At 34.0% G+C, this 21,575-nt stretch carries 18 protein-coding genes; 14 read left to right on the forward strand and 4 right to left on the reverse strand.

Going from position 1 to position 21,575, the window contains the following annotated elements; genetic code table 11:
* The first annotated feature begins 5 nt into the window (after positions 1-5).
* Together LNQ81_RS11955 and LNQ81_RS11960 are read left to right on the forward strand one after the other, a co-directional pair.
* On the forward strand, positions 6-392 hold the full coding sequence (locus LNQ81_RS11955; RefSeq protein ID WP_229946994.1) for a methylglyoxal synthase: 387 nt from the start codon (positions 6-8) through the stop codon (positions 390-392).
* Between the two features lie 128 nt (positions 393-520).
* Positions 521-1,576 carry a linear amide C-N hydrolase gene (locus tag LNQ81_RS11960; protein ID WP_229946995.1) on the forward strand — a complete coding sequence of 352 codons (1,056 nt, stop codon included), beginning with the start codon at positions 521-523 and terminating at the stop codon, positions 1,574-1,576.
* 71 nt (positions 1,577-1,647) lie between these two features.
* Here LNQ81_RS11960 and LNQ81_RS11965 read toward each other — a convergent pair whose 3' ends face one another.
* Together LNQ81_RS11965 and LNQ81_RS11970 are read right to left on the reverse strand one after the other, a co-directional pair.
* A complete protein-coding gene (locus LNQ81_RS11965) occupies positions 1,648-2,028 on the reverse strand; it encodes a RidA family protein (RefSeq protein ID WP_229947001.1) in 381 nt (126 codons plus the stop codon).
* A 63-nt stretch (positions 2,029-2,091) separates the two neighbouring features.
* Complete coding sequence (locus tag LNQ81_RS11970) at positions 2,092-4,788, reverse strand: putative LPS assembly protein LptD (protein ID WP_229947003.1); 2,697 nt, start codon at positions 4,786-4,788, stop codon at positions 2,092-2,094.
* A gap of 122 nt (positions 4,789-4,910) precedes the next feature.
* On the opposite strand from LNQ81_RS11970, the gene LNQ81_RS11975 reads away from it, so the two are divergent.
* From LNQ81_RS11975 to LNQ81_RS12010, 8 genes are all read left to right on the forward strand, one after another.
* Positions 4,911-6,068 (forward strand): N-acetylmuramoyl-L-alanine amidase family protein, encoded by a 1,158-nt coding sequence (locus LNQ81_RS11975; protein WP_229947005.1) that lies wholly within the window; start codon positions 4,911-4,913, stop codon positions 6,066-6,068.
* 56 nt (positions 6,069-6,124) lie between these two features.
* Entirely contained in the window at positions 6,125-7,087 is a 963-nt protein-coding gene (locus LNQ81_RS11980; RefSeq protein WP_229947007.1) for an MlaD family protein, read from the forward strand.
* A gap of 63 nt (positions 7,088-7,150) precedes the next feature.
* The gene (locus tag LNQ81_RS11985) at positions 7,151-8,476 is read left to right on the forward strand and encodes a 4Fe-4S dicluster domain-containing protein (RefSeq protein ID WP_229947008.1); all 1,326 of its coding nucleotides are present in this window, start codon (positions 7,151-7,153) and stop codon (positions 8,474-8,476) included.
* A 51-nt stretch (positions 8,477-8,527) separates the two neighbouring features.
* Positions 8,528-9,319: a (Fe-S)-binding protein gene (locus LNQ81_RS11990; RefSeq protein ID WP_229947010.1), complete on the forward strand. Its 792-nt coding sequence runs from the start codon at positions 8,528-8,530 to the stop codon at positions 9,317-9,319.
* 7 nt (positions 9,320-9,326) lie between these two features.
* A complete protein-coding gene (locus tag LNQ81_RS11995; RefSeq protein WP_229947013.1) occupies positions 9,327-9,812 on the forward strand; it encodes an ABC transporter ATPase in 486 nt (161 codons plus the stop codon).
* An 84-nt stretch (positions 9,813-9,896) separates the two neighbouring features.
* Positions 9,897-12,782, forward strand: a complete 2,886-nt coding sequence (locus tag LNQ81_RS12000) for a glycoside hydrolase family 3 N-terminal domain-containing protein (protein ID WP_229947014.1) — start codon at positions 9,897-9,899, stop codon at positions 12,780-12,782.
* 581 nt (positions 12,783-13,363) lie between these two features.
* Positions 13,364-15,724, forward strand: a complete 2,361-nt coding sequence (locus tag LNQ81_RS12005) for a TonB-dependent receptor (RefSeq protein WP_229947016.1) — start codon at positions 13,364-13,366, stop codon at positions 15,722-15,724.
* Positions 15,725-15,733: 9 nt separating this feature from the next.
* Positions 15,734-16,936 carry a YncE family protein gene (locus LNQ81_RS12010; protein WP_229947017.1) on the forward strand — a complete coding sequence of 401 codons (1,203 nt, stop codon included), beginning with the start codon at positions 15,734-15,736 and terminating at the stop codon, positions 16,934-16,936.
* A 96-nt stretch (positions 16,937-17,032) separates the two neighbouring features.
* Here the strand turns inward: LNQ81_RS12010 and LNQ81_RS12015 are convergent, their stop codons facing one another.
* Entirely contained in the window at positions 17,033-17,845 is an 813-nt protein-coding gene (locus tag LNQ81_RS12015) for a hypothetical protein (protein WP_229947018.1), read from the reverse strand.
* Between the two features lie 237 nt (positions 17,846-18,082).
* Between LNQ81_RS12015 and LNQ81_RS12020 the strand changes: the two genes are divergently transcribed.
* Positions 18,083-18,658, forward strand: coding sequence for a hypothetical protein (locus LNQ81_RS12020; RefSeq protein ID WP_229947020.1), 576 nt, complete (start codon positions 18,083-18,085; stop codon positions 18,656-18,658).
* A gap of 34 nt (positions 18,659-18,692) precedes the next feature.
* Here LNQ81_RS12020 and LNQ81_RS12025 read toward each other — a convergent pair whose 3' ends face one another.
* A complete protein-coding gene (locus tag LNQ81_RS12025; RefSeq protein ID WP_229947023.1) occupies positions 18,693-19,220 on the reverse strand; it encodes a thioredoxin family protein in 528 nt (175 codons plus the stop codon).
* 85 nt (positions 19,221-19,305) lie between these two features.
* Here LNQ81_RS12025 and LNQ81_RS12030 point away from each other — a divergent pair, with 85 nt between their 5' ends.
* The 3 genes from LNQ81_RS12030 to LNQ81_RS12040 all read left to right on the forward strand — a co-directional run bounded on the left by LNQ81_RS12030 (position 19,306) and on the right by LNQ81_RS12040 (position 21,555).
* Positions 19,306-19,890 carry a Crp/Fnr family transcriptional regulator gene (locus tag LNQ81_RS12030; RefSeq protein WP_229947025.1) on the forward strand — a complete coding sequence of 195 codons (585 nt, stop codon included), beginning with the start codon at positions 19,306-19,308 and terminating at the stop codon, positions 19,888-19,890.
* 61 nt (positions 19,891-19,951) lie between these two features.
* Positions 19,952-20,977: a saccharopine dehydrogenase NADP-binding domain-containing protein gene (locus LNQ81_RS12035; protein WP_229947027.1), complete on the forward strand. Its 1,026-nt coding sequence runs from the start codon at positions 19,952-19,954 to the stop codon at positions 20,975-20,977.
* Positions 20,977-21,555 carry an NAD(P)H-dependent oxidoreductase gene (locus tag LNQ81_RS12040; protein WP_229947029.1) on the forward strand — a complete coding sequence of 193 codons (579 nt, stop codon included), beginning with the start codon at positions 20,977-20,979 and terminating at the stop codon, positions 21,553-21,555. The genes LNQ81_RS12035 and LNQ81_RS12040 overlap by 1 nt, the downstream gene beginning before the upstream one ends.
* The last annotated feature ends 20 nt before the right edge of the window (positions 21,556-21,575 follow it).

The raw sequence follows: 21,575 nt of genomic DNA on the forward strand, positions 1-21,575 counted from the left end.
AAATTATGGAAATAGCTATTGTAGCACATGATGCTAAGAAGAAAGAAATGCTGGAGTTTATCAAAAAAAATAGAACGATCTTGTCAGCAGATGGAATCCAATTAATTGCAACTGGTACAACAGGGAGTATGGCTCAAGATGTGGGGTTTGAAGTTAGGAGAATGCTTTCAGGGCCTTTGGGAGGAGATGCTCAGATAGCTGGTCGTGTAGCAGAAGGAAAAACAGAAATGGTTTTGTTTTTTAAAGATCCGTTAGGTAAGCATGCTCATGAACCAGATATTAATATGTTACTTCGTGTATGTGACGTTCATAATGTTCCTTTAGCTACAAATGAAGCATCTGCTCAATTGTTGTTAAACGCAATAAGTATTAAAGAAGTAGTAAAAGAATAAAATTTTATTCTCAGATATAGATAAGGTGCATATTATTGCGCCTTTTTTTATTGGTATTGTTTTTGATTTGTTAATGTGAGAGTTAGAATAAAAAGATTTAAATTAGTAGAAACAAAACTTGGTAAATTATGAAAAAAATAAAAAGAGTCTTGACAGGAGCTGTAGTTTTAGGAGCATTTGTGTTGGGGACAGCTGACGCTGACGCATGTACTCGCGTTGTTTATAAAGGACCTAATAATACTGTTATTACAGGTCGTTCTATGGACTGGAAAGAAGAAATCATGCCTAATATATGGGTGTTCCCTAGAGGAATGGAAAGAACAGGGGAAGTAGGTAAGGCATCTGTCAAATGGAAGTCAAAATATGGTAGTGTGACTACTTCAGCTTTTGATATTGCTACTACTGATGGAATGAACGAAAAAGGGTTGGTAGCCAATATTCTTTGGTTAGTAGAGTCTCAATATCCAGAATATAATCCTGATGGAACAGATAAAGGAATAAGTCTAGCAGCTTGGGCTCAGTATGTATTAGATAATTATGCTGATGTAAATGAAGCTGTGCTTGATTTGCAGAAAAATCCTTTAATAGTTGTAACTGCTAATACTCCTGGTCGTACTACGTTAGCTACAGTTCACTTGACTATTTCTGATGCTAAAGGGGATAATGCTATTTTTGAGTTTATAGATGGCAAACTTAAGATATATCACGATTCATCTTATACAGTAGTTACTAACTCTCCTACGTATGATAAGCAATTGGCGATTAGAGATTATTGGAATTATTTGCCAGGAAATAAGGTGTTACCTGGTACAGGAAGATCAGAAGATCGTTTTGCTAGAGCTTCATATTATGCTACTGCAGTAGAGCAGAGTGCTGATGAACGTGTATCTGTAGGTGCGGTATTTAGTATTGTACGTAATGTATCTGTACCTTATGGAGTACACATAGATGGCGAACCTAACTTATCTTCTACTAAGTGGAGAACCGTTTCTGATCAAAAGAACTTAGTTTATTATTACGAAGATCCGATAGCTTTAACGCCAATGTGGTTAGATTTGAAAGCAATAGATTTTAGTGCTAATGCAGGTGTTAGAAAATTAGATGTATCTAAGAAACAACAACATGCTGGGCTAGTTAATAACAAACTAGAGAAAGCTAAAGCATTTCAGTTTTTAGGAATTTAGTTGTATAATATATATAAAAGAGGCGTGATTATCTTTATGGTGATCACGCCTTTTTTATTGTCATTCTATGTTTATTTAGAAGCAATCATTGAGATTTCAACGTTTACATTTCTAGGTAGTTTTACCACTTGAATACATTCTCTTGCTGGTGCAGTTTCTGCTGTAAAGAAATTTCCATAGACTTCATTTACTTTAGCAAAATCATTCATGTCTGTCAAGAATATAGTAGCTTTTACTACATTTTCAAAAGTCATATTAGCAGCTTCTAAAATAACTTTTAGGTTAGTCATTACTTGCTTTGCTTCATCTTCAATACCTGTTGTTACAAGTGTTTCTGTAGCTTGATTAAAAGGGATTTGTCCTGAGATGAATAGTAAGTCTCCCGTCATAACAGAATGATTATATGGTCCAATAGGACTAGGTGCTTTGTCAGAGTTGATTATTTTTTTCATGGTTTATGGTTTTAAATAAAAAGGAGGGGGTAAAATAATACTCCCTCCTCTGATATATAAATATTATCTGTATAATTTGTCTGGAGCTTTTCGTTTTTCCCATTTAATATCGCTTAGCATTGAAGAGCGAATACCAATAAAGAATCCCCAGCTTGTATAGGTACCGATTGGAACCCAAGAGAAGTCCATTCGCCAGCTTTTAAGATCCCGTTCAAACCTCAATTGAGTAAAGGTAATTCCTTTTTGAACAAAGTCATATCCTGTAGAAAATCCAACTTTCCAGTTAGGTGTAACTTCTATATTTCCAGACATCATGACAGAGTTATTGACTATTTCATTTTGCCTAGAGGAGTTGTTATATGTCATGGAGTAAGCAAAGGTTAAATCCCATGGGAGTTTTGCATTAAAGAAGCCACCAAAAGGTTTGTCTTCATCTTCATCTCCTAGTGTACTTTTTCTTTGATTACCTAAATCTACAGCTCTACCAAACAGGTCATCTGCACGACCACCATTATCTAAAGAGTTCTGGTTTTTCTTATCCTCAGTACCACCGAATAAAGCATCTTTACTAGACATTGACCAGTTTACCGTTAAGTTTGCACTTGTAAGACGGAATAGACTTCCACCATTGTTTATATTATAAGTATCTATTCGACGATTATTATTATCTAAGGCATAAGGGTCAAGTGTAGCTCCTAGGTTAATTTGCATCTTATCCTTAAATATAGCAGTACCTGCACTAACTCGAACTGGAGACCATTTTAATGAATCCGCAGACATATTATAGCTAGAAGAGAAGTTCAAACTATTTAATAGCATTAGTTTCTTAGGGTCACCTTTTTCATTTTCATCATCTCTGACTTTAGCTTCAAATGTATTACTTAAGTTAAACGACATCATGTTAGAGTTATATCTGCCTGGGGCACCAAAGATACCATTTTGGAATCGAGTATAGTCCTGCATCGTTTGTCCTGTAGCATCTATTGCGTAAGTATCGTAATACTGTTCAAAACTAGGAGTATAAGAGTAACCAACACTAGGACGCATTACGTGGCGTATAGCTTGTAATTTCTTATCTTCTCCAAAATTGAAAGTACCATATATAGTTGTACCAACACTTGCATTCGCGCTATAGGTTCTAAAGCTATCAAAGCCATTTACTCTTATATCATCTACTTTATTTGTTTGTGCATTGTATTTTTTCTCTATTGTATTAAAGTACCATACTTCATTATAAGAAGCTCCTGCTGTAACTGAGAAGTGTTTAAATACTTTAAAGTTAGTAGCAATAGGAATACTATGTTGAAAAGCAGTGTTCAGACTATCGAACATTTCTCTTTTAAAGAAATAATCTTCATGAGTCTTAACGCGATTTTCACCACGTACAGAGTAAGATAGGTTTAAGTTCTTTATGATACCTTTTTTTGATCCATATTTAGGGGCAAAAGGGAATATACGGTCTACATTCACTTGTAGTGTAGGTAGAGTCATATTGATCTCTTTTGTATTTGTAGACTGAGAGTGTGTTGCTGTAAGGGACATATTGACCTGTGGTACAGACTCAAACGTTCTTTGGTAACTAACAGACGAACTCATCGTATTATTTAGAGAAGAACCTACGTTGTAGGTATTATTTGTTTGTCTAAAATATTGGCTACTACCTAAGTTCACAGAAGCCGAAAACCTTGAGTTAGGATTTGCTTTTCCGTCTTGGCTGTGATTCCATTGGATATTATATAGTTTACTAGATGAATAGTCAGGTAATCCTTTTTCAGAAAAAATATTATTTTCATAGCGAAGTAATACTCTACCATTGTATTTGTATCTTTCTGCATAAGAGCTGCTTAATCGAAGTCCCCAACTTCCATTAGTATAGTAATCACCTAATAGATTTAAATCCATTTTATCACTAATGGCAAAGTAGTATCCACCATTTTGGATATAGTAACCTTGTTGGTTAGTATCTCCAAAGCTAGGAATGATAAATCCTGATTCAGCTTTCTCTGACATGGGGAAAAATGCAAATGGCAAACCAAGAGGAGTCGGTACATCTGCTATAACCATATTAGTTACTCCTGTAACTACCTTTTTACCAGGAACTAGTTTTACTTTATTAGTTTTGAAGTAGTATTCGGGATCATCTAAGTCTTTCGCAGTAGTAAAGATTACATCCTTCATAAAGTAAACAGAGTCATTTTCTTTTTTACTTACTTGAGCTTTGATTCTAAATTCTCCTTGAGAAGTACGAGATTTAAATACAAGTGCTTTCTTGGTTTTAGTATTAAATCGAATAGAATCAGGTTCTACTATTTGGCTACCTTGTTTAAAAACGGGATATTGTGACATGTTTCCAACACTATCTTTAATCCCACCAGCATAGATTTCATTCTTTTCATAATTAAAAATTATTTTACCAGCTTTAAGTTCATAATCTTGGTAACGTATTTCAGCTTCATTATATAAGGTTATCTCTTTTTTGGCTAAGTTTAAAGACTCGTAATCTGTTGCTTTTCTGTAAACCATGTCCTCTAACAAAGGTTTTGGTTTTAAAGCTAGTGTGTCTTTAGGTTTTTTTAAAGAGTCTGTTTGAGGCATAGAAGACTTCTCTATAGTATCTTTTGTTGATAATATGGAGTCTTTTTTTTGTGTAGTATTTACAGCAGTAAATTTTTTATCGTAGTCTTGTGCTATACTTTTTTGTGTTAAAGTAGCTCCAAGAACAGATAAAATGAAAACGATATTAAAAATATTTGTTCGCAAACCTATATATATGCTATTTTTGTAAAATTAAGCGCGTTGTTTTTAACGTGTCAAACTTACATATATTTTTTCTGAAAAATGTATTTTTATTTAAATTATAAAACATTATAAACATCTTTTTTATGAATTGCAGTCGTTCTAAACTGTTTGCTTTATTAGCCATTTTATTATTGAGTTTTTCTGTAAGTGCGCAGAATGGTAAGAAGTTCAAAGTTGTATTGGATCCAGGTCACGGTGGAAAAGATACAGGAACTAATCACAAAAGAAATGTTGAGAAAGACATTGTACTTGCCGTTGCATTAGAAGTAGGGAAGATTTTAGAGAAGCAGTCTGATATAGAAGTTTTTTATACCCGTAAAACGGATGTCTTTGTTGCTGTAAAAGAAAGATCTGTTCTGGCTAACAACAATAATGGAAATGTATTTGTGTCTATCCACTGTAATGGTGTGAATACTGAGTCGGCTTCAGGAACTGAAACTTATGTGATGGGGCTTAGTAAGAATAAATCAAACTTAGATGTAGCAAAAACAGAAAACTCCGTAATTATGATGGAGGATGATTATAAGACTAAGTATGCTGGGTTTGATCCTAAGTCACCTGAGTCTATTATTGGTCTAACTCTTATACAAGAGGACTATATTCATCAAAGTATTGATTTAGCAAGTAGAGTGCAAGATGGTTTTACCAATGATTTGAAAAGAAAAAACAGAGGTGTTAAACAAGGACCGTTTTGGGTACTTCATGGAGCGTTTATGCCTAGTATTTTAATTGAACTTGGGTTTGTATCTAACACAGAAGAGGGAAGTTACTTAAGTTCTAGCCGCGGGCAAAAGGAATTAGCAAGTTCAATCGCTCAAGGAATTATTAATTACAAGGCAGCTTATTATGGTGGAAGCAAGAACTTAGTTGTAAGTTCTAGTGATAAAACTGTAGCGAAAGACTCTAGTAGTTCTAAGAATAGTAGTAAAGAAACAACAGAGACTAAAAACACAATTAAAGAGACTTCATCAGCCTCTTCTAATGCTAAAGGAATTGTATTTAAGGTACAAATAGCTGCGGGTTCATCTATTCTGACTTTAAAACCTCAGAATTTTAAAGGACTAAGAGGTGTTACTACCATTCGTACTAATGGTACTAGTAGATACTATTATGGAGAGACAAGTGATTATGATACAGTTAAAGAGCACTTGAAAGTAGCTAAAAATAGCGGGCATAGTTCAGCTTTTATAGTTGCTTTTAAAGATGGTACTGTAATCAATGTAGATGAAGCATTAAAATAATATCAAGCGCTTTAGAAATAAAAGTTTATTTTTGCGTGTTATAAAAATGAAAAGTTTTGAAAATATCAAGAGAAATTAAAACAGCGATTTTAGTATTAGGGGCTATAGCTTTGTTCATTTGGGGATACTCATTTTTAAAGGGAAGAAACCTATTTGATAACAGTACTAGATATTATGTAGAGTATGATAACGTCGAAGGACTGACTATGTCTTCAACTGTTACTATTAATGGTTTAGTTGTAGGGAAAGTATCGAAAATAGAGTTAGATAATACAAGCGGTAAATTAAAAGTGGAGCTTTTAATGACGCAAAAAGTAAATATATCTAAGAATAGTATCGCTAAAATTTATTCTCCTGGTCTATTAGGGGGTAAGGGGATTATGATTGATCCTTTGTTTGGAGAGACGGTTTATGCAGAGTCTGGACAAACTTTAAAAGGTGAGGTGGTACAAGATATGACTGAAAAACTAGCTAGTCAAATCGCACCATTACAACAAAAGATAGAAGAGGCATTAGTAAACTTAAATACGATGTTAGCGTCTGTAAATAATATAATGGATGAGAATACTCAAGCTACTCTTAAAAGTGCCGTAAATCAGTTAGACGGGACATTAGCTGGAGCTAATACCTTAATGTCTACTACTAATAAATTAGTGGCGTCTACTCAACCAAAGTTAGATGGTACACTAACCAACTTAAATACAATGAGTAGTAATTTTGCTTCTCTTTCAGCAGATTTAAAAACTTTGGATATCAAGTCTACTTTTAGTAACTTAGATAACGCTACAGCAAATATGGATAAAATCATGGGTGATATCCAGAATGGAAAAGGGTCTGTAGGAAAATTACTTAAAGATGAACAACTTTATAGTAATCTAGAAGGAGCAAGTAAAGAACTAGAAGGTTTATTACGTGATTTAAAAGAAAACCCTAAGCGTTATGTTCATTTCTCTTTGTTTGGTAAAAAGGCGACACCTTATCAAGAATCTAAAGAAGAATTAAAAGAACAAGAAAAATAATGTTCAAACAAATCTAACCAACTAACAAAAAACTAACAATTTACTGAAACAATTATTACAACTATGGAGTATTTAGGCCAAGTATTATTTTTACTTCTTTTAGTTGTTGGGTTCGGTTTCTTTATTAAAAATTTGAAGAAACTTGTACGCAACATCAAATTAGGAAGGAATATTGATAGAACTGATAATTCTTCTGCTAGATGGAAAAATATGATCCGCGTAGCACTAGGACAGTCAAAAATGGTGAAAAGACCTATCCCTGCTATTTTGCATATTTTTGTTTATGCGGGTTTTGTGATTATCAATATTGAGATGCTAGAAATCATCGTGGATGGTTTGTTTGGTACTCACCGAGCATTTAGCTTTTTAGGAACTGCTTATAATGCTTTAATAGGAATCTTTGAGGTACTAGCTTTCTTAGTTATTTTTGGAGTAGTAGTATTCTGGATTCGTAGAAATATTATCAAGTTGAAACGTTTTAATCAACCAGAGATGGAAGGATGGGCAAAACGAGATGCTAATAATATTATCTATATTGAAACAGTATTGATGTGTTTCTTTTTAATCATGAATGCAGCAGATTACTATCTTCAAGGCATTGGTTATACACACTATACTACAGTAGGAGCATTTCCTATCTCTGGCTTAATTAGCCCTATCTTTGATGGAGTTAATCCAGCAACAGTTGCTTTTATAGAGCGTTTTTGTTGGTGGGCACATATAGCAGGAGTAATGGTGTTTATGAACTACTTATACTATTCTAAACACTTACATATTTTCTTAGCTTTCCCTAATACGTATTTTGCAAACTTGCAACCAATGGGTGAGTTTGATAATCTTGAAGCAGTTAAAAAAGAAGTTTCTCTAATGATGGATCCTAATGCGGATCCGTATGCAGCGCCTGCTGAACCAGTAGGAGAACCAGAAAAGTTCGGAGCACAAGATGTGATGGATTTAAATTGGGTGCAACTATTGAATGCCTATTCTTGTACGGAATGTGGTCGTTGTACTTCATCTTGTCCACAGAATATTACAGGTAAAAAGCTATCTCCACGTAAGATTATGATGTCTACACGTGATCGTTTAGAAGATGTAAGTAAAATATTAGATGCTAATAATGGTAAGTTTGTAGATGATGGCAAAACATTATTGAATGACTATATCACTCCAGAAGAGTTATGGGCATGTAATACATGTAATGCCTGTGTAGAAGAATGTCCTATCGATATTAGTCCACTTTCTATTATTATGGATATGCGTCGTTTCTTAGTTATGGAACAAAGTGCTGCTCCAATAGAATTAAATAATATGATGCAAAATGTCGAAAACAATGCAGCTCCATGGCAATACAATCAAATGGATCGCTTGAATTGGAAAGACGAGAATTAAACATTAACTATCATAATCCTTTTGGGGATTATCTCAATACATACAAATATTATGTCAGCAAATTTAGTAGTGCCTACAATGGCAGAAATGATGGCAAGAGGAGAACAACCAGAAGTACTTTTTTGGGTTGGTTGTGCAGGGAGTTTTGACGATAGAGCAAAAAAGATTACAAAAGCATTCGTAAAGATATTAAATAAGGCTAATGTATCATTTGCTGTACTTGGTACAGAAGAAGGATGTACTGGCGATCCAGCCAAAAGAGCTGGTAACGAATTTGCTTTTCAGATGGCTGCTATGATGAATATCCAAGTGCTAGATGGTTATGAAGTAAAGAAAATAGTAACGGCTTGCCCTCACTGTTTTAATACCATAAAGAATGAGTATCCTGATTTAGGAGGGAAATATGAAGTAGTTCACCACACGCAGTTTTTAAAGTCATTGCTAGATGATGGAAGATTAACCATAGAAGGGGGACAGTTTAAAGGGAAAAGAATTACTTTCCATGACCCTTGTTATTTAGGAAGAGCTAACCAAGTATATGAGGCACCTCGTCAATTGATTGAGAAGCTAGATGCAGAATTAGTTGAAATGAAACGTTCTAGACAAAATGGATTGTGTTGTGGAGCTGGTGGAGCACAGCTTTTTAAAGAACCAGAACACGGATCAAAAGAAGTACACGTAGAGCGCACTGAAGAAGCTATAGATACTAATGCAGAGATTATCGCTGCAGGATGTCCATTCTGTAATACAATGCTTACAGATGGAGTTAAGTTTAAAGATAAAGAAACCTCAGTGAAAGTATTAGACGTAGCTGAGTTAATTGCTAACGCAGCAGATTTATAAAATAATTATGTACAAACCATTTGAAGAAATGCCTGATCATTCGAGAGTTTGGATTTACCAATCTAATCGTAAATTCTCAGATGAAGAGGTTCAAGATATAGACAAAGACTTAGCTGCATTCGTAGCTGAGTGGGCAGCACATGCTACACCTTTAGAAGCTTCTTATAAGATATTCTATAATCGTTTTATAGTATTGGCAGTAGATCAAGAAGTTCATCCTGCATCAGGATGTTCTATTGATGCATCTGTACGTGTAATACAAGATCTTGAACAGAAATACAGTGTAGATTTATTAGACAAGATGAATGTAACTTATAAAACAGGTGAGTTTATCGCTTTTAAAACTTTAATCGAGTTTAAAAGTCTTGTAAAATCTAAAGCAGTTTCTGCTAATACAATTGTATTCAATAATTTAGTTAATGATTTAGGTGAATTTAGAGAGTTTTGGGAAGTTCCAGCAGAGGAAAGTTGGCATTCACGCTTTTTTAAATAGAATCTAATAATTATATTTACGATATCAAAATCATCATCAAATAGACTTTTGGTGATGATTTTTTTTTGATTTAAAAAAGAACTGATGAAAAGACTGACTGTAATACTGCTTTTAGTTGCTTCTAGTGCTTTCGGACAAACGAAAGTGAATACTACTAGACAAACGCAATGGGTAGATAGTGTATATAATAAATTAAGTGTAGAAGAGAGAATAGGGCAACTTTTTATGATTGCAGCTTATTCAAATAAAAATGAAGCACATGTACAGAGTTTAGAAAAACTTGTACAAGAACAGCATGTAGGTGGATTAATTTTCTTTCAAGGAGGACCTGTTAAGCAAGCTGATATGACTAATCGTCTACAAGCGTTAAGTCGCATACCGATGTTAGTTGGTATAGATGGGGAATGGGGATTGAGTATGCGTTTAGAAGATACGTATCGCTTTCCTTTTAATATGACTTTAGGCGCTGTTCAAGATTTAGATTTAATAGAGAAAGTAGGTGTAGCTATGGCTATGCAAACGAAACGTTTAGGCATGCAATTTAATTTCGGCCCTGTACTAGATATTAATATCAACCCTAAGAACCCTATTATCGGTGTTCGTTCTTTTGGAGAAACAAGAGAGATTGTTACTGATAGAGCTGCTGCATTTACTAGAGGATATCAAAGTCAAAATATTTTTGCAACAGGGAAGCACTTCCCTGGGCACGGTGATACATCTACAGATTCACATCATAAATTACCAGTTATTGATTTTGATAAGGCACGTTTAAATAAAGTAGAACTATATCCTTATAAAAAGTTGTTTGAAGAAGGATTGTCAAGTGTGATGATTGCACATTTAAATTTGCCTGCAATTGAACCAGATCCTAATGTACCAAGTTCTCTTTCTTATAATGTCGTGACTAAATTATTAAAAGAGGAGTTGGGGTATGAAGGATTAGTTTTTACTGATGCTTTGAATATGAAAGCAGCTTCTAATTTTCTCAAACCAGGAGAAGTAGATTTAGCCGCTTTTAAGGCAGGTAATGATTTGTTGTTATTTTCTGAAGATGTTCCTACAGCTTTAGCAAAAATATTAGAAGCCTATAATCTTGGAGATATTACAGAAGAGCGTCTAGCTCATTCTGTGAAAAAAGTATTGGCTTATAAGTATAAATCTGGAATGAATAAATTCACTCCAATCGAAGTAAACAAGTTGGTTGAAGACCTAAATGCGCCTATATATGATGATTTAAATCAAAAGCTCTATCAAGAGGCAATGACTATTGTTAAAAATGAGGATAGACTTATTCCGTTTAAACATTTAGAAAAACAAAAGATAGCTTACGTAAAACTAGGTGATGATGACGGAACAGGCTTTTTAGAAATGATGCGTAATTATGCAGAGGTGACTGAGCTAAATGATATTAAGATAGATAGTTTGGGCGATCTTTCAGAGTACAGTACTATTGTAATTGGGTATCATAAAGTAGATAATCCATGGCGTAAACACGATATGTCTGACAGTGAAAAAGCATTAGTACAAAATCTTTCTGCTAAAAATAAGACTGTATTAGTTTCTTTTGCTAAGCCTTATGCATTATCTAGTGTTCCTATGGATAAAGTTAATGGAGTTGTAGTAGGGTATCAGAATAATAAGTTTGCTCAGGATGCGGCTGCACAAGTTCTTTTTGGAGCGATTGGCGCAAAAGGAAAGTTACCTGTGTCTATCAATAGCCAATTTACAGTAGACACAGGTGTTTCTACTAAAGCTATAGATCGATTAGGTTTTTCTACTGCAGCTAATGAAGGCATGGATCCTAAAGTCTTAGCTAAGATAGATGAGATTGCTCAAGGAGCTATTGATAAACAATATACACCAGGTATTCAAGTACTAGTAGCTAGACGTGGTAAGGTAGTATATCAAAAAGCTTTTGGATATCATACTTATGATAAAAACACAGCAGTTAAGAATACAGATCTATATGATCTTGCTTCTTTGACTAAGATACTAGGTACATTACCAGTATTAGTAAAAATGTTTGATGAACACAAAATTAAAATGGACTCGAAGTTAGGAACTTTAGTTCCTGTAATGAAACATACAGATAAAGAAGATATTACCTTTAAGGATTTACTAACGCATCAGTCAGGGTTAGTAGCATGGATTCCATTTTATAAACGTACTTTGGCAGAGAATAATCGTCCTGACCCTAGTTTGTATAGTTACTTTTATACACCCGACTACCCTACGCAGGTGTCAGAGAATCTTTATATAAAAAAGGGATACACAAATGAGATGCTAAAACAGATCGGTGAATCAACATTGAGTTCTAAAAAGGATTATAAATACAGTGATCTAGGATTCATCCTGATGAAAGAGTATGTGGAGAGTAAATATCACAAGTCTTTAGATCAAGTAGTTGATTCGGAGTTTTACAATAAGATAGGAGCTTGGCGTTTGACTTATTTACCATTGCGTAAGTTTGATATTAATGTGATTCCACCAACAGAAGAAGATAATTATTATCGCTATACGACAGTTCACGGTTATGTTCATGATATGGGAGCAGCTATGCAAGGAGGAGTAGCTGGACACGCTGGACTTTTCGGATCAGCCTTAGACGTAGCTAAAATGATGCAATTATATTTAAATAAAGGACAGTATGGTGGTGAACATTTCTTTTCTACGAATACTTTTGATGCATTTAATGAATGTGTTTATTGTACAAAAGGAAGCCGTAGAGGAGTAGGTTTTGACAAACCACAAAAACCTGGTTCAGCAGGACCAACATGTGGTTGCGCATCAATGTCTAGTTTTGGGCATACAGGATTCACAGGTACTATGGCATGGGCTGATCCAGAGAAAGACTTAGTTTATGTATTCTTGTCTAACCGTACCTACCCAGATAGCAACGTAAATAAGTTATCTAAAGCAAATATTAGAGAAGATATTCAGAAAGTGATTTACGAGTCGATTAAAGACTAATTAAATAAGAATGAAGCACAGCTTAGTCTGTGCTTTTTTTATGGTCTAAAAAGAACAATTTATTGTCTATTTGATTCTAGGAGATTGTTTATAGTGAATTCTACGACTACAAAATCCTTGCACTATTCGTGAGGTATTTCTGGTTTATTGGTAGAAAAAGGGGTGTTTTGTCGAAGGATTGTTCTCGTATTCTACTACTGTTGGGCTTGGAGTTAAAGCATGGTTAGTTTTAGAACTTTTAGCCAAGAATAAGTGATAGATAGATAAACGAAAAGTAATTATACAAGATAGATTTAAATTAGAGACAAAAGCATACTATAATAAGGTTGAGGAGCTAATGAAAGAGCTATGGAGTAGAATTGCTTTGTAGTATTTGGCTAACGCTGATTCTGAGCTTAAGTTAGAGGTGTTAATTCTGACAATCAAATGGTTTGCTTCTTTTTCTTTGTTAAGGAGTTGTTTATAAGAGTATTGTTCTAGTTGATAGATACTATTAATTAGACTGTTTAAAAATAAATGCTTATTTCTTTGGTTTTTATTAACAATGCCAATACTTTTGCTATTTATAACAAATTTAAATAATGAAACCGTTTAAGAAAGTTTATTTCTGTTTTTTACTACTTTTTCTACCGAATTTGATATTTGCTCAAGGTACTATAGGTAAGGTAAAAGGGGTCGTCTTAGATTCTCAAAAAAGCCCAGTTATTGGAGTCTCAGTAACAATTAAAGGAAGTACAATTGGTGTTCAGACCGATTTGGATGGTAAATTCGAATTAGAGCACAAAGAAAGTCAACAAACTTTAGTGTTTAGCTATGTTGGACTTATTGAAGAAAGTCGCATTGTTCAATTTGCAAATAACCCTAAATCGTATACTATTGTTATGCAAGATGAACAGTCAGTATTAGACGATGTGGTGGTAAGTGTAAAGGGAAAAGTAGATGCTTTAAAAGAGCAGGCTTTTACTGTTAGTGCTGTTGATATGCAGAAGATGGCTAATAGTACTTTTGACTTAAACCAGATACTTAATAAAAGTAGTGGGATTAAGGTTAGACAGCAGGGTGGTGTCGGATCAGATTACAACTTTTCAGTTAATGGTATGTCAGGTAAGTCTGTAAAGTTCTTTATAGATGGTGTTCCTTTAGAGATGTTAGGTAAGGGAGTAGATATGAATACGCTACCTATTAATATGGCTAAGCGCGTGGAGATTTATAAAGGAGTGGTACCTGTACACTTAAGTACGGATGCTATGGGAGGTGCTGTTGATATTATCACAAACGGAAGCTCTAAAGATTATTTAGATGCCAGTTATACTACAGGGTCGTTTAATACACATAAAGTGAATCTAAACGGTCAACTTAAGGATAAAAAGACAGGTATCGTAATGAGGTTAAATACGTTCTATAATTATTCTGATAATGATTATAAGATGCGTGATATGAAGATATATAACGCTACTGCTGGTAAGTATGAGTATAGAGATGTGAAGCGTTTTAATGATCAATACAAGTCAATGTTCGTAATGACCGAATTCGGTATTGAAGATAAGTCTTGGGCTGATATGTTATTTGTGGGATTATCACATTCTCTTTTTGACAAGCAAATTCAAACAGGTTCTAATCAAGAGGTTGTTTATGGTGGAGTAAAGCAAAAAGGTGATGCGAATAACTACTTCTTAAAGTACAAAAAGAAAGACTTAATGAATGGTCGCTTTGATATTAATTACTATTTAGGATATTCTAAAAGCCTTGACAAAGGGACTGATACCTTGATGCGTAAGTATAGTTGGGATGGTAGTTATTTACCTTCATCTGCTAGTGAGTTAGGTGGATTATCATTAACTAGACAACATACAGAACGCGTATTCTCTCAATTGACTACGGAGTATAGAATTAATGACTTTCATAAATTTAATCTAAACTATATGTTAGATTATAACAAGAACACTACTTACAATGCGGTGTATGAAAGTAAAGAAACGACTCCTGCTGCTAAGATGGCAAAGCAAATATTCTCGTTTAACTACCAACAGGATTGGTTTGATAAACGTTGGACTAATTTGTTCTTTGGGAAATACTATATGGTTGATTTGCAAAAAACGATATGGAATGCTTGGACTAAAACTGGTACATCTGTAAAAAATCAAACTGGTAACTGGGGATATGGTATAGCTTCTACTTTTAAGATAACGAATGAGTGGGGTGTTAAAGCTTCTTTCGAGAAAGCGTATCGCTTATTAGAGACACAAGAGATATTCGGTGATGGTATATCTATTACAAGTAATATGAATTTACTACCTGAGAATAGTAATAACTATAATTTAGGGACATATTATAGTCAGAGTTTTGGAGATCACTTTATGCGTGTGGATGTAGCAGGTTATATTAGAGATACGAAAGATTACATTTACACCGTTCCTAACTTGTACAGCAGTACTTTTAAATATGAGAACTTATCTAATATCTTTACTAAAGGGGTAGAAGGGGAGTTTAATTATAAGTATAAGAATATCGTGAATGTAATGGCTAATATTACTTATAATTACGCGTATGATAATACACAGTATGCAAATAAGAGTGATAATGTAGAGTCAGCTACGTATAAAAAAGAAGTACCTAACCAACCTTGGTTATACGGAAATATAGATGTGAGTGTAGGACAGGATGATTTGTTTCAAAAAGACTCTCGTATCGAAGTATCTTGGGGAGTTAGTATGACAGAGTGGTTCTATAAAAACTGGCAAGCGTATGGAAACAAACGCAATATACCGACTATCCCTCGTCAGACGCTACACGATATAGGTGTTAGTTATTCTATGTCAAAAGGGAAGTATAACTTTGCTTTAAACTGTACTAATGTTGGCGATGCTCTTGCTTATGACAACTTTAAGTTACAAAAACAAGGTAGAGCCTTTTATTTCAAATTCAGATATTCTTTAAAATAGACATTACAGATGAAACATAAAATATATTCAATCGTATCTGCTTTATTACTTGTATTAACAGCAGTAGGATGTAGTAAAGAACCTTCATCAAGTGGAGGGTTTGAAGGAGAAGAGACCTATAAGTACTTTTTATTATCTGCACTAGGTAGCTGGCCTAATACCGTACATTATATGACGGGTACTAATGATGTTACCCAAGGAGCGATTGACTTAAATAGAGAAGGGGATGAGATTAACTCTAAAGGTACCTATGCCTATATCGTAAAGAATGGGTATATATATAACTATAAGACTGACCAAGGTGTATTTAAGAAAATGAAGTATACAAAGGATAAGTTAGTGACCGAATTAGAAGTGCCTTTTACCTATATTAATGATGTTTCTTCTTTTACTTGGGTTGATAGTAAGACTTTATTGGTGTTGGGCTTGCCAAATGATTCTGCACAAATTCGTTATGCTGTATTTGATACCACAACATTAAAGGTTATTAAGCAAGGAGTAATAGAGGGATTAGAAATGTTTCCTCAAGGTTATAATCATTATGACATTGGGGCGATAGCTTATATGGACGGAGTGGTGTATATGCAGTATGGGTTTAGAGATGATAAATGGCTTACTCCGAAGTTTCATAATTTTGCTACAGTAGCCTATAGCGACTTTAAGGTAATCAAGACAGATAGAGATGCACGTAGTCTAGGTATAGGAAGTGGTTCTCCTTACTTTAAAAACTCATTTATTAAAGATAACGCTACGTTTTATTACACTTGCTATCCACGTCCTGAGACAGGTCAAAATGATATATATCTATTTAGAGCGAAGACAGGAGAACAAACTTCAGATCAATCCTATAGCATGAATTTATCTCAGGTATTAGGTGGGATAAGACCAGAGACTGCTTTAGATTATATAGGAGATAATAAAATGATTATCTCTTATAGAGATACTTCTAAAGGGGGAAGTTATAATGCGCGTTATGCTATTATTGATTTAGAGACAAAGCGTGTAGTTAGAACATTGACAGAATTACCATTAGACGAACCTTATGAACTAGGGTTCTTTACAGATGATAATAAAACTTATATAGCGATTAATAGTGCAGAAGGGGGTAACTATGTTTGGATCTATGATCTGAAGACCGATAAGGTAACTAAAGGGATGTCTATTCCAGATAAAATATCAGGATTTGCTCGTTTTGATAAGTTCTACGATTAGTAATTAGAATAATAAGTTTGATTTTTTTATAGGAAGGAATATCTTTCTATTAGTTTGGTTAAGGTTAGAAGCCACTCCAAGATGGAGTGGCCTTTTTTATTTAGGATACTCATCATAAGCCTTGAATAGATTCTTTAGCATCTTAAATAGAGTTACACTGTTTTCACTAGTGCTTTCGAGTTTGCTTTTTCGTTTAGCAGTAAAGGAGAATGATTCATCAGAAGTAAGAATAGTTCCTTCTAAGTGATTCGTGTCAATTAGAGTAGTTTGAAGAAGAGTAGGCCTATCTTTAGTCATAGAAGAACAGATAAAACCTTCTTTAGTCATTACTCCTTCAAACCCTTCATTCTTTACAGTACGTGCTATAAGTGTACCTTCATTTTGGAATAAATGGAAGTTCTCTATTTTAGAGTATTTTGTAAATTTAATTAAAGAGTCTTGTTCTGAGAAAGTAAATTCCCACTGTCCAGTTACATTAATATCTGTATAAGTAGTTGGAAGAGAAAAACGAGGATCTTCTGTCTTATAAGCTATAAAAGGGATGCTCATAAAAGTGTTTTTATCTTTCTTATCTTCAAATGTTCCTTTGATTGTATCACTTTTTATAATTCCTTTTAGGAGTACATGACCGCTGTAATCTAAAGGATTGATAAAGCTATCACCAGCTATTTTGGTATATTCTTTTTGATTTGTAATCGGTCCATCTATAAAGATAGTACGATAGCCATGAATATTAAGTGGAATGCTATCTAGGGTAAAGATAATAGGAACTTTCGCGCCTTTTATATCAAAATAGGCTTTCCAGCGAATAGAAGAATCAGTATCATCTTGATTACTTAATTTATCTGTACACCCATTCAAGAGTAAGATCATTAGAAAAGAGATAAGAAGATATCGAATAACGGACATGGATAGAAAATGTAGTGAAACAATCAATAGATTGAACAGACTAAAACCTTTGTATATAATGAATTATATGTCCAAAGATAAGCTAATATAGTTAGCTTCTGAATCATCTATATATTACTTCCATTATTTTTATGATAATAAGGGTCTAAGCATAACTATTTTTTATTCTAGTTTAAAAAAAGTATATATTTGATAAAGACAGAGAGGTTGTTTTGTGTTATTGTTATAACTCTTTTTATGGATGAAAATATAGTAAAAAAACTAGTTAATAAATTAATGAAATCAGCACAACTAGTGTTGACTTTAGCCTATCTGATGGCTATAGCAATAGGAATGTTGTTTAACTATCAGAAGTACGATGCATTTGAGATTAATATCTTTGATTATGCTTCTATCTTTGATTTTCTTATAGCACCATTTGCAGACTTTAAGATTGTTGCTTTTACAGTTTTGACCTTGTTATTAACGTATTTACTGTTTAAAGGGGATGTGTATTGGAAAGAGAACTTTCCATCTAGTTATAGTAAGTCCTCTTTTAACTTAGAGCGCTACTCTTGGTATAGAAAAATAAAAGGAGCTTTGTTTTTTGTGATTTTTATTTGGTATTTGACCATGGTCTCTCAGTATTATGGTAAGATATCATATCAGAATACCTTGACACAAGATAATGTGAAGGTATATTATATAAACGGAGATAAAGTAGAGGGAATACTCATAGGAAAGACAAGTGATACACTCTTTCTTTTCATCGGAGAAAAAGGAGTGTTTGTAGTACCTATTGCAGCAAATTTACAGGGAATTCTTATAAAATAACAAAGGCTGTTCTTCTAGACAGCCTTTGTTGTTATTATTTCTTAGGAGCATTGTCAGTGAATAATTTTTTCACTTTTGCTACATCGTAACTCTTTCCTGATTCTAAATCGCCAGAAGCGATAATATTAGTTGTTTTCCCTTGTCCATTGATAACAATAAAGAAAGGGTATCCTAGCTTCTGTCCTTCTGGAGCATATTTTTCAAAAGCAGCTGTGTTTTTATTCTTAGGGCTATAGTTTAAGTGATAATATACATAGTTTTTATCTACAATCGCTTTAATACTTTTATCTTTTTGAACAAAATCGTTAAAACGAAGACACCATATACACCAGTTACCACCCGCTTGTACGAATACGTTTTTGCCCTCTTTTTTAGCTTTAGCTATTAGTTGAGTTAGCTTTGCATCGGCATCTTCCTCGTCGTTATAAGGTTTAGAAAAAGATTCTTTCTCTTGTTGTACAGTTTCTTTAGAAGTTATAGCTTTTACTTTTCCATTGTCTTTTATTATAGCAAAAGATAAACTCGAAGTAATTAATAATGCTGATAGAATTAATTTTTTCATAAATTGAAGTTTTAGATATTGTTGTTTTGCGGTGGAAATGTAATAAAAAATAATAAGATATTAGGTAGATAAGCTTACTTTTACCATGAACATGGTATCTATTATGCTTAAAACATTTTTTCAACGCTTTACTCTATTTTCAGAACAAGAGATAGTGTCAATATTATCTCTATTTACAAAACGCACTATTGCCAAAGCTGATTATTTGGTACGAGAAGGTGACTATTGTGAAGAAATAGCTTTTATAGAATCAGGAATCTTTCGATCTTTTTATACTATAGAATCAGGAGATGAGTTAACCTATTGTTTTCGCTTTCCAGATGATTTGGTAGGTGCATATTCTGCATTTATCACAGCAGGCAAGAGTATTGAGAGTATTCAGGCGGTAGTTTCTACTGTCGTATGGGTGATTGACAAGAGAGATTTAGATGCGTTAGCAAATACACTACCACAGTGGAACACTTTCTTAAAAACGATAGCGGAACAGCAGTATCTAGAATTGGAGCAGCGCGTTATACAGTTTCAACGAACTACAGCTCAGGAGCGTTATAAGCACTTGCTGTTTAACCATCCTACTTTTGTTCAATATCTCCCTTTACAGTATCTAGCTTCTTATCTTGGGATTACTCAGCGTCACCTTAGCCGTATCAGGAAAGAAATTTCTTTTTAGACATTTGTCCAGTATTTAGACCTCTATATGCTATTAGTTTTGTCTGCAAATCAAATCAATTATGCAGAACAATATTTTAATCATAGGAGGTAAGGGGTTAGTAGGGAGTACTATAGCTCGTATCTTAAAAGAGCGAAACTCTCAATACAATATAGTCTTAGGAACAAGAGCTCCTAAGAATCTACAAAAAGAAGTACAGATAGATGTGAATACCCCATCTTCATTAGAAGTTATTCTATCTAGAAGTATCAGTTTAATTATTTTATCTGTTAATGACCAGAAGGACCATGTACTGCGTTTTGCGATAGAGTATGGGATTGATTATCTGGATATTACTAAACCAACACCCGCTTTACATAAGGCAATACAGATTACTACAGACTATAATAAGTTTAATAGCCGTATTGTATTTGGCTCAGGCTGGATGGGAGGGATTGTTCCTGGATTAGTCAAATCTGCTGTACCTACTACAGAAAAAATAGAGAGCATACAACTGATGGTGTATTACTCTATAAAAGATAAAGCAGGCGAAAGTTCAGCTCATTTTATGGCAGAGCATGTTGCAATTCCTTTTGTTCAGTATCAAAAGAATCAACCTAAGGAAGTTTTACACTTTTTAGATAGTGAATCTTATTGTTTCTCTTTTGGGTTGAGAAATAGGCAAGTTTACAACTTTGATACTCCTGATTTATATATTTTGAATCAAGTAGAAGCTGTACCTACTGTAAGTGTGAAGATGACTTATAATTCTAAGTTTGTAACTCGTGTATTAGGTTGGATGCAGCAGTTCGGTGTATTTAAGAGAATGTCTTTAAAGGCAAGGAGAAAGATATTTGGAGGTAGTGGAGCTGGAGATATCTCAGTCTTCGAAATCATTATTAAAGGGAGCCAACAAGTGAGAAGGATTCTATTAAAGAGTGAAAAAGGACAAGCAGAATTAACAGCTTTATCAGCCGTATTACATACAGAAGCTTTAGTTAGTAATGAAGTTCTACCTGGGCAGTATTTTGCACATCAACTTCACCAAGATAAAGCACTTTTCACAGGTTTAGAACAATATGATTCTATAATAGTAAAAGAGATATAATGAAGAAAATAACCATAATCAACGGGCATCCTAATCAAGAATCACTGTGCTTCGCTATTGTAGAAGCATACATAAAAGGAGCCAAGTCTAAAGGAGCCGAAGTGAGAGAAGTCACATTAGCAGAGATGAGCTTCAACACAAACTTACAATATGGGTATCAGAAGCGTATAGAGCTAGAACCAGATTTATTAAAAGCCATAGAAGATATCAAATGGGCAGACCACCTCGTATGGGTGCATCCAGTATGGTGGGGTGGTGTACCTGCGTTGCTTAAGGGATTTATAGATAGGACTTTCCTACCTGGTATTATGTATCAGTACAGAGAGAGTAGCATGCTATGGGACAAACTACTGAAAGGAAAGACTGCGCATATTATCACGACTTTAGATCAGCCAGGATGGTACTATCGCCTGATGTATGGAAGACCTAGTGTGAATCAACTAAAGAAATCAACACTACAGTTCTGTGGAGTGTCTCCTGTCAAGGTTACATATATGGGGATTATCAGAAATTCAACAGATGTACAAAGAGCCAAATGGATTACTAAAGCCGAGTATTTAGGTACTCAATTAAGTTAGTTGTCATAATCTGTATTTTG

This window comes from Myroides oncorhynchi, from assembly GCF_020905415.1.
GTDB classification, from domain to species: Bacteria; Bacteroidota; Bacteroidia; order Flavobacteriales; family Flavobacteriaceae; genus Flavobacterium; species Flavobacterium oncorhynchi_A.